Source organism: Vibrio sp. OPT41, assembly GCF_015163595.1.
Classification (GTDB): domain Bacteria; phylum Pseudomonadota; class Gammaproteobacteria; order Enterobacterales; family Vibrionaceae; genus Vibrio; species Vibrio alginolyticus.
In genome coordinates, this window is the sequence record NZ_JADDYH010000002.1 from 1 (window position 1) to 614 (window position 614).

Sequence of the window (614 nt, forward strand, 5' to 3'; positions counted from 1 at the left end):
ATTGCCGCAGCTTCGGTTTACTACTTAGCCCCGTTACATCTTCCGCGCAGGCCGACTCGACCAGTGAGCTATTACGCTTTCTTTAAATGATGGCTGCTTCTAAGCCAACATCCTGGCTGTCTGAGCCTTCCCACATCGTTTCCCACTTAGTAGTAATTTGGGACCTTAGCTGGCGGTCTGGGTTGTTTCCCTCTCCACGACGGACGTTAGCACCCGCCGTGTGTCTCCCGGATAGTACTTACTGGTATTCGGAGTTTGCAAAGGGTTGGTAAGTCGGGATGACCCCCTAGCCTTAACAGTGCTCTACCCCCAGTAGTATTCGTCCGAGGCGCTACCTAAATAGCTTTCGGGGAGAACCAGCTATCTCCAGGTTTGATTGGCCTTTCACCCCTAGCCACAAGTCATCCGCTAATTTTTCAACATTAGTCGGTTCGGTCCTCCAGTTGATGTTACTCAACCTTCAACCTGCCCATGGCTAGATCACCTGGTTTCGGGTCTATATCCAGAGACTGAACGCCCAGTTAAGACTCGGTTTCCCTACGGCTCCCCTAGATGGTTAACCTTGCCACTGAATATAAGTCGCTGACCCATTATACAAAAGGTACGCAGTCACA

The 614-nt window shown here is 50.8% G+C and carries 1 rRNA gene; it reads right to left on the reverse strand.

The features are described from left to right. A 23S ribosomal RNA gene (locus IQP38_RS00180) occupies positions 1–614 on the reverse strand; the annotation flags it as partial.